At 65.7% G+C, this 20607-nt stretch carries 15 protein-coding genes and 3 pseudogenes; 14 read left to right on the top strand and 4 right to left on the bottom strand.

The genetic code is table 11. The annotated features are described in order from the left end of the window. Nucleotides 1–93: 93 nt before the first annotated feature. Nucleotides 94–1002 carry a 23S rRNA (adenine(2030)-N(6))-methyltransferase RlmJ gene (gene rlmJ, locus J7367_RS03085; protein ID WP_057659985.1) on the bottom strand — a complete coding sequence of 303 codons (909 nt, stop codon included), beginning with the start codon at nucleotides 1000–1002 and terminating at the stop codon, nucleotides 94–96. A 187-nt stretch (nucleotides 1003–1189) separates the two neighbouring features. Between rlmJ and creB the strand changes: the two genes are divergently transcribed. Both creB and creC read left to right on the top strand, forming a co-directional pair. Then, nucleotides 1190–1894 (top strand): two-component system response regulator CreB, encoded by a 705-nt coding sequence (creB, locus tag J7367_RS03080; protein ID WP_007962840.1) that lies wholly within the window; start codon nucleotides 1190–1192, stop codon nucleotides 1892–1894. A 48-nt stretch (nucleotides 1895–1942) separates the two neighbouring features. After that, nucleotides 1943–3391: a two-component system sensor histidine kinase CreC gene (gene creC / locus J7367_RS03075; RefSeq protein ID WP_057659962.1), complete on the top strand. Its 1449-nt coding sequence runs from the start codon at nucleotides 1943–1945 to the stop codon at nucleotides 3389–3391. Between the two features lie 128 nt (nucleotides 3392–3519). On the opposite strand, the pseudogene J7367_RS03070 reads toward creC, so the two are convergent. Beyond that, nucleotides 3520–4332: pseudogene (locus tag J7367_RS03070) on the bottom strand (C1 family peptidase). Nucleotides 4333–4753: 421 nt separating this feature from the next. Between J7367_RS03070 and creD the strand changes: the two are divergent. The 7 genes and pseudogenes from creD to J7367_RS03035 all read left to right on the top strand — a co-directional run. Then, nucleotides 4754–6070, top strand: a pseudogene (gene creD / locus J7367_RS03065) (cell envelope integrity protein CreD); the annotation flags it as partial. Between the two features lie 10 nt (nucleotides 6071–6080). After that, nucleotides 6081–6500: a hypothetical protein gene (locus J7367_RS03060; RefSeq protein WP_007962836.1), complete on the top strand. Its 420-nt coding sequence runs from the start codon at nucleotides 6081–6083 to the stop codon at nucleotides 6498–6500. Next, nucleotides 6497–7147, top strand: a complete 651-nt coding sequence (locus tag J7367_RS03055; protein WP_176214996.1) for a GNAT family N-acetyltransferase — start codon at nucleotides 6497–6499, stop codon at nucleotides 7145–7147. The genes J7367_RS03060 and J7367_RS03055 overlap by 4 nt, the downstream gene beginning before the upstream one ends. Before the next feature lie 124 nt (nucleotides 7148–7271). Beyond that, nucleotides 7272–8156 (top strand): carbon-nitrogen hydrolase family protein, encoded by an 885-nt coding sequence (locus tag J7367_RS03050; protein WP_057659960.1) that lies wholly within the window; start codon nucleotides 7272–7274, stop codon nucleotides 8154–8156. 19 nt (nucleotides 8157–8175) lie between these two features. After that, nucleotides 8176–9267 (top strand): DUF3616 domain-containing protein, encoded by a 1092-nt coding sequence (locus J7367_RS03045; RefSeq protein WP_057659958.1) that lies wholly within the window; start codon nucleotides 8176–8178, stop codon nucleotides 9265–9267. A 68-nt stretch (nucleotides 9268–9335) separates the two neighbouring features. Further along, nucleotides 9336–10739 carry a glutamate--tRNA ligase gene (gltX, locus tag J7367_RS03040; protein ID WP_057659956.1) on the top strand — a complete coding sequence of 468 codons (1404 nt, stop codon included), beginning with the start codon at nucleotides 9336–9338 and terminating at the stop codon, nucleotides 10737–10739. Nucleotides 10740–10752: 13 nt separating this feature from the next. Continuing rightward, nucleotides 10753–11259 (top strand): transcriptional repressor, encoded by a 507-nt coding sequence (locus J7367_RS03035; protein ID WP_017157169.1) that lies wholly within the window; start codon nucleotides 10753–10755, stop codon nucleotides 11257–11259. Nucleotides 11260–11580: 321 nt separating this feature from the next. Here the strand turns inward: J7367_RS03035 and J7367_RS03030 are convergent, their stop codons facing one another. Further along, a complete protein-coding gene (locus tag J7367_RS03030) occupies nucleotides 11581–12222 on the bottom strand; it encodes a TetR/AcrR family transcriptional regulator C-terminal domain-containing protein (protein ID WP_057659954.1) in 642 nt (213 codons plus the stop codon). A gap of 106 nt (nucleotides 12223–12328) precedes the next feature. On the opposite strand from J7367_RS03030, the gene J7367_RS03025 reads away from it, so the two are divergent. From J7367_RS03025 to J7367_RS03005, 5 genes and pseudogenes are all read left to right on the top strand, one after another. Beyond that, entirely contained in the window at nucleotides 12329–13549 is a 1221-nt protein-coding gene (locus J7367_RS03025) for an efflux RND transporter periplasmic adaptor subunit (RefSeq protein ID WP_057659952.1), read from the top strand. 14 nt (nucleotides 13550–13563) lie between these two features. Further along, nucleotides 13564–16707: an efflux RND transporter permease subunit gene (locus J7367_RS03020; RefSeq protein ID WP_057659950.1), complete on the top strand. Its 3144-nt coding sequence runs from the start codon at nucleotides 13564–13566 to the stop codon at nucleotides 16705–16707. A 1-nt stretch (nucleotide 16708) separates the two neighbouring features. Next, nucleotides 16709–18214, top strand: coding sequence for an efflux transporter outer membrane subunit (locus tag J7367_RS03015; protein WP_057659947.1), 1506 nt, complete (start codon nucleotides 16709–16711; stop codon nucleotides 18212–18214). Further along, nucleotides 18207–18882, top strand: a pseudogene (locus tag J7367_RS03010) (TetR/AcrR family transcriptional regulator). The gene J7367_RS03015 and the pseudogene J7367_RS03010 overlap by 8 nt, the downstream one beginning before the upstream one ends. A 96-nt stretch (nucleotides 18883–18978) precedes the next feature. Beyond that, nucleotides 18979–19449: a cupin domain-containing protein gene (locus J7367_RS03005; RefSeq protein WP_057659945.1), complete on the top strand. Its 471-nt coding sequence runs from the start codon at nucleotides 18979–18981 to the stop codon at nucleotides 19447–19449. Between the two features lie 68 nt (nucleotides 19450–19517). Here J7367_RS03005 and J7367_RS03000 read toward each other — a convergent pair whose 3' ends face one another. After that, nucleotides 19518–20426, bottom strand: coding sequence for an AraC family transcriptional regulator (locus J7367_RS03000; protein WP_057659943.1), 909 nt, complete (start codon nucleotides 20424–20426; stop codon nucleotides 19518–19520). Between the last annotated feature and the right edge of the window lie 181 nt (nucleotides 20427–20607).

Below are 20607 nucleotides of genomic sequence, written 5' to 3'. Positions count from 1 at the left end.
GCCGACGCGGCGCGCGCGGCCCTGGCCATTGCAGCGGTGCAACGACAACGCCGGCCTACCCACCACGATGGGGAGGCGCACACCTCTGCCGGCTCAGCCGTCCTGGCGCAGCCACTCCAGCCGGGTCGAGGCGCCGGGCTCGCCGAGATGCTGCTTGAGCACCGGCAACGCCGGCGCCAGCACCTGGTCGAACTGCCAGGGCGCGTTGACGATCAGCAGCCCGCTGCCGGTCAGGCGCAGCGGCGAGTCGTCCGGGCGCACCTGCAGCTCGGTAACCAGCACCGACTTGGCCGGCAGCGCGGCGGCCTTGCGCATGAACGGCTGCAGGCTGCGGCGCAGCTTGATCGGGTACCACACCATGCAGATCGCCTGTGGCCAGCGCGCCAGCGCCTCGCGCACGCTGTGGATGATCTGCGGGTATTCGGCGTCCTGCGATTCGTAGGGCGGGTCGATCAGCACCAGCCCGCGGCCGATCTTGGTTTCGCCAGCCCGCGGCGGCAGGAAGGCGCGGATTGCCGCGTAGCCGTCGCCGGCGTGCACGCGTACCCGGCTGTCCCTGGCGAACAGGGCCTTGAGCGCCTCGGCTTCGTCGGTCTGCAGTTCGCAAAATGCCATGCGGTCCTGCTCGCGCAGCGCTTGCGCAGCCAGCAGCGGCGAGCCGGGGTAGTAGTTGAGCTGGATGCCGGCGGTGGGGCGGGTGGGCTTCTGGCCGGGCGTGGCGTGGCGGGCCGCGGACTGGTTGTCGGCCTGCACTGCGCGCAGATAGCGCTCGACCACCTCGGGCAAGCTGGCTTCTGCCATCAGCCGCATCACGCCAGCATCGGCCTCGTTGGTCTTGCGGCTCTCTTCGCCACCGAGTTGGTAGCGGCCGCGCCCGGCGTGGGTATCGAGCACGAAGAACGGGGTGTCCTTGCGCTTGAGGGTGTCGATCAGGGCAAGCAGGGCGATGTGCTTGAGCACGTCGGCATGGTTGCCGGCATGGAAGGCGTGGCGATAGTTCATCGCGGCAGTGTAGAGGCTGCGGCGCGATTTGTTGCCGCCCATTGCGGGCGACGCAGCGCAAGCGCACGGTGGCGACATCCAGAGGCTGCGCGATGCCGCGAGCAATGCGGCGTGTGCATCACGTCGTGCCACGCCATGCGTGGACCACCTCGACCTTTAGGTCTGTAGGCCGTGCCCGCATGCCGGTATGCTGCGCGGCATGTCCGAGTCTGCCGCCCGCGTGCTCGTCGTCGAAGACGAAGCCGCCATTGCCGATACCGTGCTCTACGCGCTGCGCAGCGAAGGCTACGCGCCCGAGCATTGCCTGCTGGGGCGCGATGCGCTGACGCGTCTGCGCGCCGATCCGGCCGATGTGGTGGTCCTCGACGTGGGCCTGCCGGACATCAACGGGTTCGAGGTGTGCCGCACGTTGCGCAGTTTCAGCGAGGTGCCGGTGATCTTCCTGACCGCGCGCAACGACGAGATCGACCGCGTGCTCGGCCTGGAGCTGGGCGCCGACGATTACATGGCCAAGCCGTTCTCGCCGCGCGAGCTGGTGGCGCGCGTGCGTGCGCGCCTGCGCCGACGCCATGCGGGCGCGGCGGCCGAATCGGGCTGGCAGCCGCACGGCGCGTTTGCGATCGACCGCGAGGGCAGCCGCATCCGCTACGGCGAGACCCTGCTGCCGCTGACACGCTACGAATACGCCCTGCTGGCAGCATTGTTGCAGCGCCCTGGGGCGATCCTGAGCCGTACGCAGCTGATGGACCGCGGCTGGGACGCCAGCGCCGACAGTGCCGACCGCACCGTCGACACCCACATCAAGACGCTGCGCGGCAAGCTGCGCCTGGCCGGCGTGCCGGCCGACCCGATCCGCACCCACCGTGGCCTTGGCTACGCGCTGGAAGTGTAGGCATGCGCCGGCACTTCCTTGGTGAACTGAGCCAGGCCGCGGGCTGACATGCGGCTTGGTCTCAAGCTGTTTCTGGGCTTCTTCCTGATCGTGGGCCTGGCCGCGTTCTTCGTGATGCGCGTGTTCGTCAACGAGGTCAAGCCGGGGGTGCGCCAGGCGATGGAATCCACGCTGGTGGATGCGGCCAACGTGCTGGCAGAAGTCGCCAGTAGCGAGTTGGCTGCCGGCACGCTTGCCGATGGCCGCTTCGCGCGCAACGTGGCCAGGGCCCAGCAGCGCGACCCCAAGGCATGGGTATGGCGCTTTCGCAAGAACACCGTGGATTACCGCGTGACCGTCACCGATGCGCGCGGCGTGGTGGTGTTCGATTCGCTGGGCCGCGATGTGGGCCGCGACAACTCGCGCTGGAACGATGTCTACCGCACGTTGCGCGGCGAATATGGCGCACGTTCCAGCCCGGAGACCGATGGCGACCCTGCCGCCACGGTGATGCACGTGGCTGCGCCAATCTACGCACCGGATGACCCCAGCCAACTGATCGGCGTGCTGACCCTGGCACAGCCCAATCGCAGCATCGACCCGTTTATCGAAGCCAGCCAGCGCAACATCCTGCAGCGCGGCGCCTGGTTGATCGGCATTTCCGCGTTGATCGGCATCTGGATGACCTGGTGGTTGATGCGCGGCATCGGCCGGCTCAATCGCTATGCGCAGGCGGTGAGCGCCGGCATCCCGGTACCGCCGCCCAAACCGCGTGGCGATGAAATCGGCGATCTGGGCCAGGCGCTGGAGAGCATGCGCCGCAAGCTGGAAGGCAAGGCGTACGTGGAGCAGTACGTGCAGTCGCTGACGCACGAGATGAAAAGCCCGCTGGCGGCCATTCGCGGTGCATCGGAGTTGTTGACTGAGCCATTGCCGGAAGCCGACCGCCAGCATTTCGTTGCCACCATCCGCGCGCAGGAACATCGGCTGACCGAAACCATCGACAAGCTGCTGGCACTGGCCGAGGTGGAGCAGCACGGCTGGCTGCAGAAGCGCGAGCGCATCGGTATCGATGGGCTGCTGCAGGCTGCTGCGGACGCGGTGGCGCTGCGCGCGGCGGCGGCGGGCGTATCTGTGGAGGTGGATGCGGGGGCGGGGACGTTAGGCGATCACCACGTACTTGGCGATGGTTTTCTGCTGAGACAGGCACTGATCAATCTGCTCGAAAACGCCATCGCGTTTTCGCCGCAAGACAGCCATGTTCGCCTGCATGCGCGGCAGCACGATGGACATTGGGAGTTGGGGGTCGAAGACCGTGGCAGTGGCGTGCCCGATTACGCGCTCGAGCGCGTCTTCGAGCGGTTCTATTCGCTGGCACGCCCGCAGACCGGCCAGCGCAGCTCCGGTCTTGGCTTGCCGTTCGTGCGCGAGGTTGCGCGCCTGCATGGCGGGGACGTGGCGCTGGGCAATCGCGACGGCGGCGGTGCGCGTGCGGTGTTGCGCCTGCCGATCGGCTGAGTCGCCGGGCAGGCAGTTGTCGCGGTTGGCTGGCGCGTGTGGCAGCCGTGCGTTCAAGGCTGCGGCATGCGCCAGAGCACATGCCGCGCCTGCGTCAATGGCAGCGTACGGCGCGTGGTTGCGCTGCCCTAGTACGCCACGTCGGCGACGATCACATCCTTGGCGACCTTCGACCAGGACAGTTTGCCGAAGCCCTTGTAGCCCCATTCGGTGCCCCAGCTGTTTTCCACGATCAGTCCTTCGCTGTCGTAGCCCAGCGCGATCACGGCATGCCCACCCAGAATCGGCGTCTTGACGTCGTAATCGACCTGGTTCTTGGTGGTCAGGTCTTCAAAGCCCTGGCGCACATAGAAGCCAATCGCCACCGGCGTGGAAGAGGCAAGGGCGAGCTTGATCTGTTGGATCAGGGCGCTTCCCCCATTGCCATTGCCCGAATACAGCACGGTGTAATGGCGATACGGCGTCGGGTTCTTGGCAGCGTTGGCCCTGTCGGCGGCAGTGGGTTGGTGTTTCCAGTCGTAGTTGCCCTACGAATAGTGCTGCTCGGTGTCGATGCCCTGCGCAAGCGCGATCTCCAGCGGCGCTTCCAGGGTGGAGCCTTCATCCACGCCGCCGTTGACCTGGCTGTACAGGTACATCGGGGCAAAGCGCGTCTGGGCCTGTTTGTTGGCATTGGCATACCAACCGGTCAGGGTATGAGCGGTCGCCCATGACGCGCAGGCATCGACCTGCCCTTGGTCGCCCGGCGTGATCGCCCATGCAGTCAGGTCGACACTGGCAGGCAGCGGTGTGCTCACGCTCTCGGTACCGAACAGCGGAGTGACAGGCTGCATCAACGACGAAGGCTTCAGGCCCATGCCGTGCCCTGCCGCCTGCGCGGTGGCAGCGGTCAGGCTCAGGGCGGCGAGCAGGCAAAGGGCGAGCGAACGGTGCGTGTTCATGGAAGACGGCTCCAGGTTGAGAGATGAATGCAGTCGTGCGCAGGTGCCGAATCACTGCCGAGTGGGCGTGCGGCCATGACAGCGCTGATGCAGCGCATGCGGCTCAGGACCGCATCGAACAACAGCGAACTGGAAGCCGCGACCAAACAAGAACGAGGGATTGGAGGCTGCGCACCTGCCCGTGCATCGTTACGCGTGAAGGCGAGGCGTGCGGCGGCAAGGCGAAGTGCTGCCGATCAAACAGAAGCCTGTGTTGGGTACGGGTGGCACTTTGCCGCGGTGAAAACCGTATTTCGTCAATGCGTCACAGTGCCGGTCGCCAACTGTCCGGGGCGCGCACTTCACCTTCGCTTCAAATTCGCCTCAAACCGCCAACACCGGCGCAGCGCACCCTGGCCACCTCCCAAGATGAGGATGGCCGATGAAATCCCTGAAACTGTTATTGCGGTTCGCCACCATCGGTGGGCTGATCCTGCTGTTGCTGATTCCGTTGCTGCTGATCCGTGGCGCGGTGCAGGACCGCGCGCGCTACCGCGACGAGGCGGTGGAGCGGGTGGCGCAGAGCAAGGCCGGCGAGCAGCAGTTCATCGCGCCGGTGCGGGTACTGCCGTATACCGAAGACGTGCAGGTCACCGAGCCGGACGAGCAGGGCAACCAGCGCAAGGTCTGGCGCAAGCGCGAAGGGACGCTGCTGCAAACGCCGCGTCGCCTGAAACTCAGCGGCGAGATGGTGCCCTCGGTGCGCGAGGTGGGCTTGTACCGGGTGCAGGTGTATTCCTGGAAGGCCACCTTGCATGCCGAATACAACCCCTTCGACTACGCGGCTGCGCCGACCCGTGTGTATGGCCAGCCGTACCTGGCAATCGGTATGTCCGACGTGCGCGGGTTGGTGGGCACGCCGCGGTTGCAGGTCGATGGCCGCACGTTGGCGCTGGAGAGCGGTGCAGGCGCACTGGCCGACCGTTCGGCGGGCATCCATGCCCAACTAGGTCAGCTGGCCGACACGGTCGCCGGCCGGCTGCAGGACGGCAACGTGGTGGACATGCAGTTCGTGCTGGACGGCACGCGCCGGCTGGCCATCGCGCCGATCGCCGACAACAACGAGATCGCCCTGCGCTCGACCTGGCAGCACCCGTCCTTCGGCGGCCGCTTCCTGCCGAATGCGCCGAGCATCGGACCGAAGGGCTTCGATGCGAGTTGGTCGCTGTCGTCGCTGGCCACCGGTGCGCAGACGCAGTTGCAGTCCAGTCATGCGGCGCTGGATACGCTGGAAGTGCGCCTGGTCGACCCGGTGGACGTGTATACCCAGGCCGACCGCGCCAGCAAGTACGGCATCTTGTTCGTGGTGCTGACCTTCGTGGCCTTCGTGCTGTTCGAGTTGATCAAGCGCCTGCCGATCCACCCCTTGCAGTACCTGTTGGTGGGCCTGGCGCTGGCGATCTTCTTCCTGCTGCTGCTCAGCCTTTCCGAACACATCGCGTTCTGGCAGGCCTATCTGGTGTCGGCGGCGGCGTGTATCGGCCTGCAGTCCTTCTATCTGTCCGGCGTGTTGCGCAGTTGGATCCGTGCGGCTGGCTTTTCGGTGATGCTCACCGCCTTGTACGCGGTGCTCTACAGCCTGTTGATCTCCGAGGACAACGCGCTGCTGATGGGATCGTTGCTGCTGTTCGGCATCCTGGCCAGCATCATGTGGGTCACCCGCAAGCTCGATTGGTACGAGCTTGGCAACAGCCTGCGCTTAGGCCGGCATGCTGGCGCAGGCACAATTGCACCGGCGCGCGCAGCGTTTGCTGCCCGCCGGCATCGACACGGTGGCGCTGCTTCCCGCAGCACTGCCGCACGCTTGGGAAAGCTCGGCGTTGTCGGCCCTGCCGCTGAACCGCGACAGGCGCCGCGGGGTGGTGGGCCTGCAGCTGCACGCACGCACCGCGCAGCACCTGCGCATCGGCGGGTATGCGTTCTTGCAGGCGGCAGCGCAGCACACCCGCGCCGGCAACCCATGGGCACGCAGCTATGGACCGTGGCAACGGCTGAGCAATGGCAGCTACTGGGCACGCAGCACCGATGCGCTGCTGGGGGTACTGCTGGCCACCGACGAAGCGGCGGTGTGGTTGCTGTGGCAACAGCCGCAGCCCCGCGTTTGGCACCACGGTCATTGGCTGCGTTGAAGCATGGCGTTGCAGCCACGTCTTGCTGGCTTACCATGGCCGGCATGACTGGCTCCTCGCTGATGGTGGAAACGGTGCGCGGCACGCAGGTGCTGCCGTATCTGGATGCGGTGGCGCAGCTGCGCATCAACGTGTTCGGCACCTGGCCGTATCTGTACCAAGGCGATGCCGCATACGAGCGCGACTATCTGGCGGCCTATGCGGCATCGCCAGAGAGCGTCTTCGTGCTGGCGCGCGATGGCGGTGCGGTGATCGGTGCATCGACCGGTTTGCCGCTGCTCGACGATAGCGACGCGTTCCACGCACCGTTTCGTGCGGCCGGCATCGATCCGGCCAGCGTGTTCTATTTTGGCGAATCGGTGCTGCTGCCGGCGTATCGCGGGCAAGGGATCGGTCATGCATTCTTCGACCGGCGCGAAGCGCATGCACGCGCGCTGGGCCGCTTTGCATTGGCCGCGTTCTGTTCGGTGGAACGGGCGCCCGACGACCCGCGCAAGCCAGCCGATTACCGCCCCAACGATGCGTTCTGGCGCAAACGTGGCTACGCCCCGCAGCCGGGCATGCGGGTGCACCTGCACTGGGCGGAGTTGCAACATGGCGAGATCGACCACAGCTTGTGTGTGTGGACACGTGCGCTGCCGCGGTGAGCGCGGCTGGCGCCCTACGGCCACTGACAAGCGTCGCGAGCAGTCTGCACGGTCGCTGCACACTGCATTCGCTGGCCGGTCTGATTGCTTCGCTACCTCGATCCAATAACCCAAAGGCCGCCAGATGAAAATTGCCGTTGCCAAATACCCCATCGGCAAGCCTGTCGATTTCGCCGCGTTTGCGGCACGCCAATCGGCCCTGATCGCCGAAGCCGCCGCAGCCGGTGCGCGGGTGGTGGTGCTGCCCGAATATCTGTCGCTGGAGCTGGGCGCAACGTTCGACACGCCTATTTCTGCCGGTCTGCCCGAATCGCTGGCAGCCATCCAGGCGCTACGCGCGCCGTGGCTGGAGCTGTTTGCCGGCTTGGCGCAGGAACATCGGTTGCACCTGATTGCCGGCAGTTTTCTGCTGGATATTGGCAATGGCCGTTACCGCAATCGCAGCGACTGGTTCACCCCGGAGGGCCTGCATGGCTGGCAGGACAAGTTGCAGCTCACCGGCTTCGAGAAGGCCACCGGGCTGATCGAGCCGGGCGATGCAGTGAAGGTGTTCGAACTGGACGGCATTCGCGCCGCGATCGCGATCTGCTACGACAGCGAGTTCCCGCTGCCGGTGCGTGCGCAATACGAGGCCGGTGCGCGGTTGTTGATCGTGCCCAGTTGCACCGACACCGCCGCCGGCGCCATGCGCGTGCGTGTCGGCTGCCTGGCGCGCGCGCTGGAAAATCGCATGTTCGTCGCGCAGTCGGTGACTGCGGGCGACGCGCCGTGGAGCCCGGCGTTGGACATCAATACCGGCGAGGCGGCGGTGTTTGCGCCGATGGATGTCGGCTTCCCCGCCGATGGCGTGCTGGCGCAGACGCAGGGCCAGACAGTGTGGGCACTGGCCGAATTGGATTTCGCGGCGTTCGAGGCCAGCCGCGCGCAGGCGCAGGTGGCCAACGACCGCGATTGGCCGGGGCAGTTGGCGCCCGATGTGACGCGTGCCAAGCTGGTTGCGTTCGGTTGATCCCTCGTCCCAGGTGCCCATGGCCAAGAAAACCCTGATTCCGCATAGCGTCCGGCTTGAATTCGCGCCCGGTGCGCTGGTGCACAGCAATCTGTCCGGCGCCGCCTTCACCGACGATTGGCTGTGGGTGGCCGGCGACGAAGCCTGCGCGGTGGACCGGCTGCGCAAGCTCGACCCCGTACAGCGCGAGACGCTGCGCTTCGGTCAAGGGCAGAGCTTTGCGTTGGCGGACCTGCTGGATCTGCCGGGAGAAGACGGCGAGGAGGCGGATCTGGAAGGTATGGGCCTGTCGGACGGATTTTTGTGGGTCATCGGTTCGCATGGCAGCAAACGCAAGAACGCCAAGCGCGGCCGCGACGACGCCGAAAACGCCAAACGCCTGACCAAGTTGAAGCTCGATGCCAATCGCCGCCTGCTGGCCTGCCTGCCCATCGACTATGCGCAAGACGGCACCCCGCAGCTGGTACGCGAAGCGGCCGACGGCCGCCGTGCGCTGCGCCTCAAGGGTGACGCCAAGCACAACCAGCTCACCGACCTGCTCGCCGACGACCCGCATTTCGGTCCGTTCCTGAAGATCCCCGGCAAGGACAATGGCTTCGATATCGAAGGCATCGTGGTCGATGGCCAACGCTTGCTATTGGGCCTGCGTGGGCCGGTGCTGCGTGGCTGGACGGCACTGCTGGAGATCCAGGTGCAAGCCCACGGCGACCACCTGCGCCTGGTTCCGCTGGACGAGGACGGCACCCTGCTGCGCAAGCACTTCCTGCAACTGGGCGGGCTGGGCGTACGCGACCTGCATTATTCCGGCGACGATCTGTATCTGTTGGCCGGACCAACCATGGTGCTGAACGGCGAAATCCGCCTGTTCAAATGGCCGGATGCGCGCACCGTGCTGGCCGCCAACCGCGCACCGGTGCGCTTTCAGCACGACCTGCTGGAATCGGCAGTGCTGCCGCATGGCAAGGACTGCGACCGCGCCGAGGCCATCTGCAACCTGCCCAGGCAACTGGCCGGCACGATTCCCACCTGGCTGGTGCTGTACGACGCTCCGGGCACGGCGCGTCGCGGCGGCGATTGCGTGGTGTACGGCGACCTGCTGCGCAACCGCTGAGCCACGGGCCGGGCAGGGTCACGCTGCGCAAGGTAAAATCGGGCGACTCCCGTTTTGCCGAGCGCTCCATGACCTGCCGCACCCGTTTCGCTCCCAGCCCCACCGGTTACCTGCACATCGGCGGCGCCCGCACCGCCCTGTATTGCTGGCTGGAGGCACGCCACCGCGGCGGGCAGTTCGTGCTGCGCATCGAAGACACCGACCGCGAGCGCAGCACCCAGGCGGCCATCGACGCCATCCTGGAAGCGATGGAGTGGCTGGGCCTGGGTTACGACGAAGGTCCGATCTACCAGACCCAGCGCATTGCCCGCTATCAAGAGGTTGCCGAGCAGTTGCTCGCGCAGGGCAAGGCGTATTACGCCTACGAAACCCGCGAAGAACTCGACGCCATGCGCGAGGCCGCCATGGCCAGGCAGGAAAAGCCGCGCTACAACGGCGCCACCCGCGAGCAGAACCTGCCGTATCGCGACGACCCCAATCGCGTCATCCGTTTCAAGAATCCCGTCGGCGGCACGGTGGTGTTCGACGACCTGATCAAGGGGCGCATCGAGATCGCCAACAGCGAGCTCGACGACATGGTGATCTTCCGCCCGGACGGGTTTCCCACCTACAACTTTGCAGTGGTGGTGGACGACTGGGACATGGGCATCACCGAGGTCATCCGCGGCGACGACCATATCAACAACACTCCGCGCCAGATCAATATCTATGAGGCACTGGGCGCACCGGTACCCAAGTTCGCGCACATGCCGATGATCCTGGACGAGCAGGGCGCCAAGCTGTCCAAGCGCACCGGCGCGGCCGACGTCATGCAGTACAAGGACGCCGGCTATCTGCCGCATGCATTGATCAATTATCTGGCGCGCCTGGGCTGGTCGCATGGCGACCAGGAGCTGTTCACCCAGCAGGAATTGCTGGACCTGTTCGACGTCAAGGACGTCAATTCCAAGGCCGCGCGCCTGGACATGGCCAAGCTCGGCTGGGTCAATCAGCATTATCTGAAGACCGACGACCCGGCCAGCATCGCCCCGCAGTTGGAGTACCAGCTTGCCAAGCTCGGGGTGGACATCGCTGCCGGCCCGGCCGCCGCCGATGTGGTGGTGGCGTTGCGCGAGCGCGTGCAGACCTTGAAGGAAATGGCCGAAAAAGCCGTGGTCTGGTACCGGCCGCTGGAAACCTATGACGAAGCGGCGGTGATGAAACACCTCAAGCTGGGCGCCGAGGTGCCGCTGGGCAAGGCGCGCGAGTTGCTGGCTGCGGTGGAGACGTGGAGCGTGGAGAGCGTCTCGGCGGCGCTGCACGACGCTGCTGCCGCGTTGGAACTGGGCATGGGCAAGATCGCCCAGCCGCTGCGCGTGGCCATCACCGGCACCCAGGTCAGCCCGGACATTTCGCAAACGGTGTACTTGGCCGGACGCGAGGGTGCCTTGAAACGCATCGATGCGGCACTCATCAAGATTGGAGCGGCCTGACGCCGGAGCCTGTATGACCAAGCATACCCACGCCCAAGACCTCGCCTGTACCGCACCGCATCACCACGTCGACGACGCCAACGGTTTCGTGCGCGCGGTGGAGCGTGCCTGCAGCGAACGCGGCCTGCGGCTGACGCCGATCCGCGCCAACGTGCTGCGGCTGATCGCCGACGCCGGCAAGCCGGTCAAGGCCTACGAACTGCTGGACTGGGTGCGCGAAGGCAAGGGCGTGGGCGCCGACGCCCCGCCCACGGTGTACCGCGCGCTCGATTTCCTGATGGCCAACGGCTTCGTGCACAAGCTCGAATCGGTCAATGCGTTCGTCGCCTGCCACCACCCCAACAGCGCCCAACACTCGGTGCCGTTCCTGATCTGCGACCGCTGCCACAGCGCGGTGGAGCTGGAAGATCGCGACGTGGTGTCGCAACTGGAAGCCCGCGCCAAGGCGCTCGGGTTCCAGCCGCAGGCACAGACGCTGGAAGTGCACGGCCTGTGCGCGAAATGCGCAGTGGCCGAGTGATCAGCGCCTAGGTCGCGCGTACACGCGGCCTGTTCCAAGGCGCTGGTGGCGCGATGCCCGGGTGGCAGCCTGCTTGCGATGGCAGCGTGTTGAAGCGCAATCGCAATACCGTCAATCGCAACCCCGCTCAATCGCCGCAGCGGCATGCTTGCGCCAACAATGTAGCATCGCTGCCTGGTCGAATCATGCGGTGATGACGACGCTGCCTTCTAGCCAGCGGGGCGGCGGCGTGGTTTAGACGTCTAAGTGGCTGCAGGCTTGGCGTCTGTACGTGCACTGCGCGTCCTCGCGCAGTGCAATGCAGTGACCTCGCAAGGGGCGTCACGCCGCTTTGCCGGCCTTGCCGCCATACGCGGCCAGAAACGTCTGCACCGCACGTCGCGTCGCGTCGTGCAGGAACTCGGGCGCGGGGTCCTTGAGTGCGCCAAACAGGCAGGGCATCAAGGTTTCCGATTCCAGCAAGGCAGCGTACTGGTGGGCGGCAAGCAGGGTGTCTTCGCAATGGAGCAGGCCGCAATCCACCTGTGCCTGCAGGTATTCGGCAAAGCGCTGGATGCCTTCCTCCTGCCCGGCGCTGAAATACAGCGCGCCGACCGCCGATCTGCCGGATACCCCGATGATGGTCTGCCAACTGGTGATATTGGGCGGGGCGCACAGGAACCGCAGCACATCCTCGCCGAAGCGCTGCAGTGCCTCATCGACCGGGCAGCTGCTTTGCGAAAGCGCATGCAGCAACGGATCGAAATAGCGGTCCGACATGTCCTTGGTAACGGCCACGAACAGCTCTTCCTTGGACGGGAAATAGCCATATAGCGTGCGCTTGGAGCCACCCACGCGGGTGGCGATCTGCGACATCGACGCGCCTTCGAAGCCCAGTTCGAGGAAGACCTCGCTGGCCGCCTGGACGATGGCCTCGCGCTTTTCTTCGGTTCTGACCCGCATCAGGTTCTCCCAATAATTCATAAGTATACCGACTGGGCAGAAATGCTTGACGGTTCCGGACGCGCTTATTAGGATACCAGACCGTACCGTTTAGATTTAATCATCACACCTCCGTTGGAGACTGCCCGTGCGTCCTCATGCCCCGTTTCGCCTGTCGTTGCTTGCTGTTGCTGTTGCTGTTGCCGCCACCGCCCTGCTCAGCGCCTGCGGCAGCCCGCCGGGAGGCCCGCCGCCGGAGGAAGGCACCCCGGAAATGGGTGTGCTGACCGTGAAGCAGCAACCGGTGACGCTCACTACCGAGTTGCCTGGGCGCACCGTCCCGTACCTGATCTCCGAAATTCGCCCGCAAGTGGGAGGCATCATCCAGTCGCGCCAGTTCACCGAAGGCGGCGACGTCAAGGCTGGCCAGACCCTGTACCAGATCGATCCGGCCCAGTACCGCGCCAGCTATGCCAGCGCCCAGGCATCCCTGGCCAAGGCCGAGGCAACCCTGCGCACCGCGCAGCTCAAGGCCGAGCGTTACAAGGAGCTGGCGCAGATCAAGGCGATCAGCCAGCAGGAAGGTGACGACACCGATGCCGCGCTAGGCCAGGCCAAGGCCGACGTGGCAGCCGGCAAGGCGAGCGTGGAGACCGCGCGCATCAACCTGGCGTTTGCGCGGCTTGACGCACCGATCTCCGGACGCATCGGCCGCTCCAGCGTGACCCCGGGTGCGCTGGTGACCGCCAACCAGGCCACTGCGCTGACCACCATCCAGCAGCTGGACCCGATCTACATCGACGTCACCCAGCCCAGCAGTGCGGTGTTGCGCCTGCGGCAGGCGATGGCACGCGGCGATCTGGAACAAGCCGGCGACGGTGCGGCCAAGGTGTCGCTGCTGCTGGAAGACGGCAGCACCTACCCGCTGCAGGGGCACCTGGCGTTCTCCGACGTGACTGTCGACCAGAACACCGGCTCGATCACCCTGCGCGCGGTCTTCCCCAATCCGAACGCCGAGCTGTTGCCGGGCATGTACGTGCGCGCGGTGCTGCAGGAAGGCGTCAAGGAGCGGGGCGTGCTGGTGCCGCAACAGGCGGTGTCGCGCAACGGCGCCGGCAGACCCACCGCCTTTGTCGTCGGCGCCGACCACAAGCTGCAGTTGCGTGTGCTGGAAACCGACCGCGAGGTGGGCGACCAGTGGCTGGTGCGCAGCGGCCTGAAGCCCGGCGAGCAAGTGGTCGTCGAAGGCGCGTCGCGCGCACGCGATGGCATCGTGGTCAAGACCGTGCCGTGGCAGCCCAAGGCCACGCCCGCTGCCGGGAATGCTGCCGGTCCTTCTGCCCCGACCGCACCGCGTGCGGCCAACTGAGGCGGGATCACGTCATGGCACGTTTCTTTATCGATCGTCCGATCTTCGCCTGGGTGTTGGCCATCATCGTGATGCTGGCCGGCATCCTCTCCATCGCCACCTTGCCGATTGCGCAATATCCCGCCATCGCACCGCCGGCTGTCGCCATCACCGCCAACTACCCGGGCGCCTCGGCGCAGACGCTGGAAGACACCGTCACCCAGGTCATCGAGCAGAAGATGAAGGGGCTGGATCACCTCAGCTACATGGCGTCCACCAGCGAATCCAGCGGGGCGGTGACCATCACCCTGACCTTCGAAAACGGCACCGACCCCGACACCGCGCAGGTGCAGGTGCAGAACAAGTTGTCGCTGGCCACGCCGTTGTTGCCGCAGGAAGTGCAGCAGCAGGGCGTCACGGTGACCAAGTCGGCCACCAACTTCCTCAACGTGCTGGCCTTTACGTCCGAAGACGGCAGCATGAGCGATTCGGACCTGTCCGATTACGTGGCCGCCAATGTGCAGGAAACCATCAGCCGCGTCGAAGGCGTGGGTGACACCACCTTGTTCGGTTCGCAGTACGCGATGCGGGTGTGGATGGACCCCAACAAGCTGAGCAATTTCAGCCTCACGCCCGTGGATGTGCGCAACGCGATCCAGGCGCAGAACGCGCAGATTTCCGCCGGCCAGTTGGGCGCGTTGCCGGCGGTGGCCAACCAGCAGCTCAACGCCACCATCACTGCACAGACCCGGCTAAAGACCGCCGAGCAATTCGAAAACATCCTGCTGCGCACGCAGTCCGATGGCTCGCAGGTGCGCTTGCGCGATGTGGCGCGGATCGAGCTTGGCAGCGAAAGCTACAACACGGTGGGCCGTTACAACGGCAGGCCGGCGGCCGGTCTGGCGATCAAGCTGGCCACCGGGGCCAATGCGCTGGATACGGTGCGCGCGATCGATAAAAGCCTGGAAGAGCAGGAAAAGTTCTTCCCGCCCGGCATGAAGGTGCAAAAGCCGTACGACACCACCCCGTTCGTGCGCATCTCCATCGAGCAGGTCGTGCACACGCTGGTGGAGGCGGTGGTGCTGGTGTTCCTGGTGATGTACCTGTTCCTGCAGAACTTCCGCGCCACCTTGATCCCGACCATTGCGGTGCCGGTGGTGCTGCTGGGCACCTTCGGTGTGCTTGCGGCGTTCGGCTTCACCATCAATACCTTGACCATGTTCGCGATGGTGCTGGCGATCGGTTTGCTGGTGGACGATGCGATCGTGGTGGTGGAAAACGTCGAACGCGTGATGGGCGAGGAACAGTTGTCGCCCAAGGACGCCACGCGTAAATCGATGGACCAGATTTCCGGCGCATTGATCGGCGTGGCGCTGGTGCTTGCGGCAGTGTTCGTGCCGATGGCGTTTTTCAGCGGATCCACCGGCGTGATCTACCGGCAGTTCTCGATCACGATCGTCTCGGCGATGACCTTGTCGGTACTGGTGGCGATGATCCTGACCCCGGCCTTGTGCGCCACCTTGCTCAAGCCCGTGCACAAGGGTCATGGCCTGGCGACCACCGGGTTCTTCGGTTGGTTCAACCGCCTGTTCGATCGCGGCAACACCGGCTACCAGGGCGTGGTGCGGCACATGCTCGGCAAGGGCTGGCGCTACATGCTCGCCTACGCGGCGTTGCTGGCCTTGGTGGTGTTCGGATTCATGAAGTTGCCGGTGGGATTCCTGCCGGACGAAGACCAGGGCACCTTGTTCGTGCTGGTGCAGTTGCCGCCCGGTGCCACCAATGCGCGCACCAGCGATGTGCTCAAGCAGGTGGAGCATCATTTCCTGGTCGACCAGAAGGATTCGGTTGCCGGTGTCTTCGCCGTGACCGGTTTCAGTTTTGCCGGTAGCGGACAGAACGTGGGCTTTGCCTTCGTCAAGTTGCGGCCTTGGGACGAGCGCACCGGCAAGGGCCAGAGCGTCACCGACGTGGCGGCCAAGGCCGGGGCATTTTTTGCCGGTATCCGCGATGCCAAGGTGTTTGCGTTCGCACCGCCTGCGGTGTCGGAGTTGGGTAATGCCACCGGCTTCGATCTGATGCTGCAGGACCGTGCCAATCTGGGTCACGCAGCGTTGATGCAGGCGCGTAATCAATTGTTGGCCGAACTGTCGCAGGACAAGCGTCTGGTGGCGGTACGTCCGAACGGCCAGGAAGACACGCCCGAGTTCAAGCTGGAAATCGATCCGCACAAGGCACAGGCGATGGGCGTGTCGATCTCCGACATCAACGACACCTTTTCCAGCGCGTGGGGCAGCACCTACGTCAACGACTTCATCGACAAGGGCCGGGTCAAGAAGGTGATGCTGCAGGCCGATGCGCCATACCGCATGAACCCGCAGGACATCGACCATTGGTTCGTGCGCAACAGCGCTGGCACCATGGTGCCGTTCAATGCCTTCGCCACGGCAAGCTGGCAATCCGGGTCGCCGCGCCTGGAGCGTTACAACAGCGTGCCGTCGATGGAGATCTTGGGCATGGCGTTGCCGGGTGCGGCCTCCAGTGGCGAGGCGATGCAGATCGTCGAAGCCGCAGCCGCCAAGCTGCCACCGGGCATCGGCTTCGAGTGGACCGGATTGTCGCGGCAGGAAAAAGCCTCGTCCGGCCAGACCGGCCTGTTGTACAGCGTCTCGATCCTGATCGTGTTCCTGTGCCTGGCCGCGTTGTACGAAAGCTGGGCGATTCCATTCTCGGTGATTCTGGTGGTGCCGCTGGGCGTGTTCGGCACGCTGCTGGCGGCCATGCTGACCTGGAAAATGAACGATGTGTACTTCCAGGTGGGCTTGCTCACCACCATTGGCCTGGCATCGAAGAACGCGATCTTGATCGTGGAGTTCGCAAGGGAATTGCACGAGAGCGGCAAGAGCCTGGTGGCCGCAGCACTGGAAGCGGCGCGCATGCGCTTGCGGCCGATCCTGATGACCTCGTTGGCCTTCATCCTCGGCGTGGTGCCGCTGGTATTGACCAGCGGTGCCGGCGCCGGCGCGCAGCACGCGCTGGGCACGGCCGTGATCGGCGGCATGGTCTCCGGCACGGTGCTGGCGATCTTCTTCGTGCCGCTGTTCTTCGTGCTGGTGTGCGGCCTGTTCCAGCGCCGTGCACAACCTGCCTCGCCCGCACCGCAACCCACAGGACACTGACATGACCGCGATTCGCATGACTCTTTGCGCGCTTGGCGTGGCCAGCGTGCTTTCCGGTTGCACGCTGATGCCGCGCTACACGCGGCCCGACGCACCGGTGCCCGCGCAATTTGCCGGCACGGATGTGTCGGCAGCCCCTCCGGCTGCCGCTGCCGATACCGGCAGCACCACCGACACGGCGTACATCGCCGACATCGGCTGGCGTGAGGTCTTCACCGATCCGGCGCTGCAGCAGGTGATTGCGCTGGCACTGGACAATAATCGCGACCTGCGCGTGGCCGCGCTCAATATCGAGGTCGCCCGCGCGCAATACCGGGTGGATCGCGCCGCGCTGCTGCCCGCCATCGAGGGCACCGGCACCGCCAACAATGCGCGCACGCCCTCGGAGCTAGCCATTCCCGGCCAGCCGCAGGTGTTCCGCACCTACAGCGCCAACATCGGCATTAGTGCCTACGAGCTGGACCTGTTCGGTCGCGTGCGCAGCCTGAAGGAACAGGCGTTGCAGCAATTCCTGTCCACCGCCGAGGCACGCCGCAGTACGCATATCAGCCTGGTGGCAGAAGTGGCCACCGCCTACCTGACCTTGGCGGCCGACCAGCAGTTGCTGCAGCTGGCGCAATCCACCCTGAGCAGCCAGAGCGACAGTTATCGTCTGCAGCAGCGCAGCTTCGAACTGGGCGCGGCTTCGCAACTGACCTTGCGTCAGGCGCAGACCACGGTGGAAACCGCACGTGTGGATGTGGAGCGCTACACCGCGCAGGTGGCGCAGGATCGCAATGCCCTGGTGCTGCTGGTCGGCAGGTCGGTGCCGGTGGAATTGCTGCCACATGCACTGCCCGACAACGCGAGCGTGGAAGGCAATGTGTTGGCCAGCGTGCCGGCCGGCCTGCCATCGCAGTTGCTGCAACGTCGCCCGGACATCCTGGAAGCCGAGCGCAACTTGCGTGCGGCCAACGCCAATATCGGTGCGGCGCGGGCAGCGTTCTTCCCCAGCATCAGCCTGACCGCGTCTACCGGTTCGTCCAGCAGCAGCCTGTCCAGGCTGTTCGACGCCGGCACGCGTGCCTGGAGTTTCGTGCCCACGCTGACCTTGCCGATCTTCAATGCCGGGCGCAATCGCGCCAATCTGGACATGGCCAAGGCCAACCGCGATATCGAAGTGGCGCGCTACGAAAAGTCGATCCAGAGCGCGTTCCGCGAGGTTTCCGACGCGTTGGCGCAGCGCGACACGCTGGGCAGGCAGCTGCAGGCCCAGCAAGCGCTGGTGGATGCCACTGCCGATAGCTACCGGCTGTCGCAGGCGCGTTTCGAACGCGGCATCGACAGCTATCTGCAGGCGCTGGATGCGCAGCGCTCGCTGTACAGCGCGCAGCAGACCTTGATCAACACCCAGCTGTCGCGCTTCACCAACCTGGTGACGTTCTACAAGGCCATGGGCGGAGGCTGGCTGCAAACCGCTGCGCCCACTGCCGCCGCGAGACCGGCAGTGGAGTCGCCGCGTGGATGATGACGCGCCGCCCATTGCACGTGCGCCACACGACAAGCGCGGCGCCATCCTGGCGGCGGCACGCGTGCTGTTTCAACAGCACGGCTTCGACAGGACCAGCATGGACACCATCGCCGAGCGTGCGATGGTGTCCAAGGCCACGGTGTATGCGCATTTTGCGTCCAAGGAGGTGCTGTTCCGCACCACCTTGGAAGCGCTGGCGCAGGCCTCGCCCAAATCGCTGGACGGCCTTGCTGGCGCTGCAGGGGCCGTTGGAGCAACGCCTGACTGCGGTGGCCGATGCAGTGCTGCGCGTGTCTGCCAGCAGCATGCGGGAGGATGTCGCGTATGGCCTGGTACGCCCGCCACTGCTGCCTAGCCAGATGCGCGAGGAAATGTGGACGCTATGCTTCGAGCGCTACGACACCATGATGCGCGCGTTGTTGGCGCGCGAGGTGCAACGCGGGGCATTGGTGATCGACAACGTGCCCGATGCATCGGTGCATTTTTTCGGGTTGATGACCGGGCGGCCGGCCACCGCTGCTGCCTGCGACGATGCGCCAGATGCGCGGTCGGTGCAGCTGGATGCGTATGTCAGCGGCGCGGTGGCGTTGTTCCTGCGGGCGTATCGACCGGACGCGGTGGTGCCAGGGGGAGATAGCAAGCGCGAGGTGCCCAGCGAATTCTAGGCCGGCCGGCGTGCGATGGAGCAGTCGTACGTGCCCAGGTCATCGCGGTGGGCCAGCGCGCTACAGTGCCAAGACTAGAAATGAAGGAGCGCTGCAATGAATCCTTTCGCGACCGCGATATCTGTCTCCATGATGGCCGCCGTGACGACGGATGAGGCTGCGCAGCCGATCAGGGTGAGCAGGGCGGGCGAGGCGCCATCGGTAGTGGGGGCGGCCGAGTATTTCACCGGCAAGGTGCGCATCGACGCACCGTTCCAGGCCGACGCGCCGGCACGCGTCGGCGGCGCCACCGTCACCTTCGAGCCGGGCGCGCGCACCGCATGGCATACCCATCCGCTGGGCCAGACGCTGATCGTCACAGCTGGCGCCGGGCGCGTGCAGGAGTGGGGCAAGCCGGCACAGCAGATCCGCCCGGGCGATATCGTGTGGATTCCGCCCGGCGTCAAGCATTGGCACGGCGCCAATGCCAACGTGGCGATGACGCATATCGCCATCGCCGAGTCGCAGGACGGCGCGCCCGTCACCTGGCTGGAGCAGGTGAGCGAGGCGCAGTATGCGGCGGAGTAGACAGCCGCGATGCCGATGCTGGCGCGGCGATGGCGCCGCCGCGCGGCCCGTGCTGGGCACGGCAGACCTCACGCCGCTTCGGTGGCGTCCTGCGCGTTGGCACGCAGCCGTTGCGCATCGCGCGCAGGCGAGATGCCGAGAATACGTGCGTAGTCGCGGCTGAACTGCGACGCGCTCTCGTAGCCAACCCGGAAGCCGGCGTCGGCAGCGGTCAGCGCCTCGGCCACCATCAGGCGGCGTGCTTCGTGCACGCGCAGCTGCGACCGGTATTCCAGCGGCGTCATCGTGGTCACCGCCTTGAAATGCGCATGGAAGGTGGAGCGGCTCATCGCCGACAGATCGGCGATCTGCTCGATGCTGAAGCGCTGCGCATAGTGTTCGCGCAACCACACGATGGCCCTGGAAATCTGGTTGAGCCGGCTGTCGGTGATGGCCATCTGGCGCACCGCCGCATTGGCCGGGTCGGCCATCAGGCGGTACAGCAGTTCGCGCACGATCAAGGGCGCGAGCGCGGCAATTTCATGCGGTTGGTCGAGCAGGCGCGCCAGCCGTAGCGCCGCGTCCTGCAACTGCGGCGTGCTGCGGTTGAGTAACAGCCCGGCCGATGCCGCATCGCGCTGCGTGTCCACCAATTCCGGATGGTTGATCGCCAGCTCGCTGAGCACCGAGGTGTCCAGGTCCAGGCAGAAGCATAGATACGGTTGCGCGCCGCTGGCTTCGATCACCGAGCCGACGATGGGCAGATCCACCGACGCCACCAGGTACATCTGCGGGTGATAGAAGTACGCCTGCGCGCCCAGCATTGCCTGCTTGCGGCCTTGCGCCACCAGGCACAGCATGGGTGTGTAGACAGTGGGCATGGCCACGGTCGGCGATGCGCTACGCATGATCTGCAACCCGGCGATCTGCGTGGGATGCATGCCGTCGCCAGGCGCATGACGCAGCAATATCGTGCTCAACTCGGTCAGCGAAGACATGCCAAAACCCGTCGACGATGCAATGCGGTCCAGCCGCGAAGGCACCGATCGTACAAGAGTGCAGGTGGTGCGGGCGGCAAGGTCCGCTGCGCGGGTTGCGGGCTTGCGCCCGCTCGAAGGCGCGGCAGCCGTCGTGGCCGCCTGCGCGTGAACTGCGCGTCGGCCTGATAGGGCGGTCACA

It is taken from the genome of Xanthomonas sp. D-36-1 (assembly GCF_017746155.1).
Taxonomy (GTDB): Bacteria; Pseudomonadota; Gammaproteobacteria; order Xanthomonadales; family Xanthomonadaceae; genus Xanthomonas; species Xanthomonas cissicola.
Note: the sequence above shows the minus strand (reverse complement) of the source record. Positions and strands in the feature narration are given on the sequence as shown.

Bases quoted from the DNA above. Each gene is read 5' to 3' on its own strand.
- rlmJ (WP_057659985.1), bottom strand. From the start codon at position 1,002: ATGAACTATCGCCACGCCTTCCATGCCGGCAACCATGCCGACGTGCTC.
- creB (WP_007962840.1), top strand. From the start codon at position 1,190: ATGCTGCGCGGCATGTCCGAGTCTGCCGCCCGCGTGCTCGTCGTCGAA.
- creC (WP_057659962.1), top strand. From the start codon at position 1,943: ATGCGGCTTGGTCTCAAGCTGTTTCTGGGCTTCTTCCTGATCGTGGGC.
- J7367_RS03060 (WP_007962836.1), top strand. From the start codon at position 6,081: ATGCTGGCGCAGGCACAATTGCACCGGCGCGCGCAGCGTTTGCTGCCC.
- J7367_RS03050 (WP_057659960.1), top strand. From the start codon at position 7,272: ATGAAAATTGCCGTTGCCAAATACCCCATCGGCAAGCCTGTCGATTTC.
- J7367_RS03045 (WP_057659958.1), top strand. From the start codon at position 8,176: ATGGCCAAGAAAACCCTGATTCCGCATAGCGTCCGGCTTGAATTCGCG.
- gltX (WP_057659956.1), top strand. From the start codon at position 9,336: ATGACCTGCCGCACCCGTTTCGCTCCCAGCCCCACCGGTTACCTGCAC.
- J7367_RS03035 (WP_017157169.1), top strand. From the start codon at position 10,753: ATGACCAAGCATACCCACGCCCAAGACCTCGCCTGTACCGCACCGCAT.
- J7367_RS03030 (WP_057659954.1), bottom strand. From the start codon at position 12,222: ATGAATTATTGGGAGAACCTGATGCGGGTCAGAACCGAAGAAAAGCGC.
- J7367_RS03020 (WP_057659950.1), top strand. From the start codon at position 13,564: ATGGCACGTTTCTTTATCGATCGTCCGATCTTCGCCTGGGTGTTGGCC.
- J7367_RS03015 (WP_057659947.1), top strand. From the start codon at position 16,709: ATGACCGCGATTCGCATGACTCTTTGCGCGCTTGGCGTGGCCAGCGTG.
- J7367_RS03005 (WP_057659945.1), top strand. From the start codon at position 18,979: ATGAATCCTTTCGCGACCGCGATATCTGTCTCCATGATGGCCGCCGTG.
- J7367_RS03000 (WP_057659943.1), bottom strand. From the start codon at position 20,426: ATGTCTTCGCTGACCGAGTTGAGCACGATATTGCTGCGTCATGCGCCT.